Source organism: Rhizobacter sp., assembly GCF_031412495.1.
Lineage (GTDB): Bacteria > Pseudomonadota > Gammaproteobacteria > Burkholderiales > Burkholderiaceae_C > Schlegelella_A.
This window is the reverse complement of sequence record NZ_JANODC010000502.1, coordinates 1-2238: the sequence shown is the minus strand read 5'-3', so window position 1 is coordinate 2238 and position 2238 is coordinate 1. Positions and strand designations below refer to the sequence as shown.

General features: G+C 70.9%; 4 protein-coding genes. 1 reads left to right on the top strand and 3 read right to left on the bottom strand.

The features are described 5' to 3' along the window. The coding region (locus AC30N0_RS18820) for a LysE family transporter (RefSeq protein WP_489519418.1) at positions 1 to 294 on the bottom strand (294 nt) is incomplete at its 3' end. Positions 295 to 352: 58 nt separating this feature from the next. Between AC30N0_RS18820 and AC30N0_RS18815 the strand changes: the two genes are divergently transcribed. Beyond that, entirely contained in the window at positions 353 to 1597 is a 1245-nt protein-coding gene (locus tag AC30N0_RS18815; RefSeq protein ID WP_489519417.1) for a class I SAM-dependent methyltransferase, read from the top strand. Between the two features lie 4 nt (positions 1598 to 1601). On the opposite strand, the gene AC30N0_RS18810 is transcribed toward AC30N0_RS18815, so the two are convergent. Next, a complete protein-coding gene (locus tag AC30N0_RS18810) occupies positions 1602 to 1940 on the bottom strand; it encodes a hypothetical protein (protein ID WP_489519416.1) in 339 nt (112 codons plus the stop codon). Between the two features lie 6 nt (positions 1941 to 1946). Further along, a partial coding sequence (locus AC30N0_RS18805; protein ID WP_489519415.1) for an OmpA family protein occupies positions 1947 to 2238 on the bottom strand: 292 nt, incomplete at its 5' end.

The following is a 2238-nucleotide window of genomic DNA, read 5'->3' as shown; positions in this document are numbered from 1 at the left end:
CGCCCCGGGCTTGGCGAGCAGCATGCGCAGGCCGAGCCAGGCTAGGTAGGCGGCGCCCAGCCACTGCACGCCCCGAAAGGCGGCCGGGTAGGCGGCGAGCAGGGCAGCGACGCCGGCCACCGCGAGCCACATGAGGACCTGTTCGCCGACGATGACGCCGAAGGTCGCCGCCAGGCCGCCGGCGATGCGCCCCTTGCTCGTCGAGGTGATGAGCGCGAGGTTGCCCGGCCCGGGGATCATCAGGAAGACGACGACGGCGACGACGAAGGCAGGGTAGTCGGCGATTCCGAACATGGCGCGGGCAAAGAAGGCGGTGACCGCCGCATTGTCCGTGTCGCGCCGACAATTCGGCATGCTTTCATTCCTGGCCGAGGTGCGCACCGCGCTCGACACCGGCACCTTCGAGTCGCTCGTCCTTTCGAAGCCGCGTCAGCGCGCCGCCGACCTGAAGTCGGTGCGCGTGCGCCGGATCGCCCTGCACGGCGAGGTCGCGCTGTCGTTCACCTATGTGCATGCCACGCGCGACGTGACGAAGAACGTCGACCCGGAAGGCGGCCTTGTCGAGCTGCGGGCGCTGCTCCACCCGGCGGCGCATCCCTCGTTCGCGCACGCCACCCTGCATGCCGGCGGCGAGGACCTGCAGCTGCTGGTCAGCCGCAAGGGGCACGGCACGCTGCGTCGCCACCGGCGTGCGCAGCTGGTGGAAGCCGCGCTGCAGACGCCTGTGGGCTCCGCCACGCACGACCTGCCGCGGGCCCGTCGCCTGTCGCTCGACCTTCCCTTCCTCGTCGAGCTCGGCATCGCCGATGCAGAGCACCGCCTGGTGCCTGCGATGGCGCGCAAATGGCGGCAGATGGACAAGTTCCTGGAAGTGCTGGACCACGCTCTCGAGGCGCTGCCGGCGCGAGGCGGCGATGCCGAGGCGGCGCCGATCCGCGTCGTCGACTTCGGCTCGGGCAAGGGCTACCTCACCTTCGCCGTCCACGAGCATCTGCGCCGGCGCTACGGCCGGCCGCCGCAGGTCACGGGCATCGAGCTGCGGCCCGAGCTCGTCGCGCTCTGCAACGACGTCGCCGGCCGCTGCGGCATGGCCGGCCTGCGCTTCGAGCAGGGCGACCTGCGCAGCTACGTGCCGGCCGAGGTCGACGTCATGATTGCGCTGCACGCCTGCGACACCGCTACCGACCATGCCATCGACCTCGGCCTGCGCGCCGGCGCCGGCGTGCTCGTCTGCTCGCCGTGCTGCCACAAGGAGCTGCGCCCGCAGATGCAGCGTCCCGCGGCCTTGGCCGGTGTCCTGCGCCACGGCATTCACCTCGGCCAGGAAGCGGAGATGGTGACGGACAGCCTGCGCGCGCTGCTGCTCGAGTCGTGCGGCTACGAGGCCAAGGTGTTCGAGTTCGTCTCTCTCGAGCACACGAGCAAGAACAAGATGATCCTGGCGACCCGTCGCGCCGATGGTGGCCGCGCTGACCGCGCCTTGGCCCAGGTGCGCAGCGTCAAGGACTTTTACGGCATCCGCGCGCAGTGCCTGGAGCAGCTGCTCGAGCGCCGGGGCGCGTTGCCCGCGGCCGCCGCGACGGACGCGTCCGGGTGACCGCTCAGGCCTGCCACACGCCGTAGCCCGCTTCGCGCAGCGCGATGCCGAGCTCGACCTCCATCTCGCAGGCGCCGGCGTACGGCATCGGGTTGTATACGTCGTAGAGCTCGGGCAAGAGGCGCAGGCCGAACTCGAAGACGAAGCGGTTGGCCTGGATGCCCGCCTTGTGCCGGTCGAAGCGGAGGTCCGGGTCGAGGCCGGTCATGCCGACGTAGACCAGGGGCTTGCCGCTGCGATGGCCCGGGTTGGCGCGCCGGAAGCCCGGCACGTTCCAGACCGCATCCGCCAGCTCGACGACGTAGACGCTGTAGTGGTGCGAGCGCGGCCTTCGCTCCGCCACGCGAGGCTACCCGCAGGGAACGATCTTGAACTCGACGCGGCGGTCGAGCGCGTCGACGGCGTTGTCGGTGCCGCTGCCGACGATGTTCTGGCGAAAGCCCATGCCCGAGGTGCGCGTCTTCGCGCCGAGCGCCGCGGTCTCGGCGGTGAGCCGCTGGCGGATCGCGTTCGCCCGCTGCAGCGACAACGCGTCGTTGGTTCCTTCCGAGCCGGTCCGGCTGGTGTGCCCGACGATGTTCATGCAGACGCGTGCGGCGGTGCTTTCACGCGCGATCTGGCGCAGCCACATCGGGTAGGGG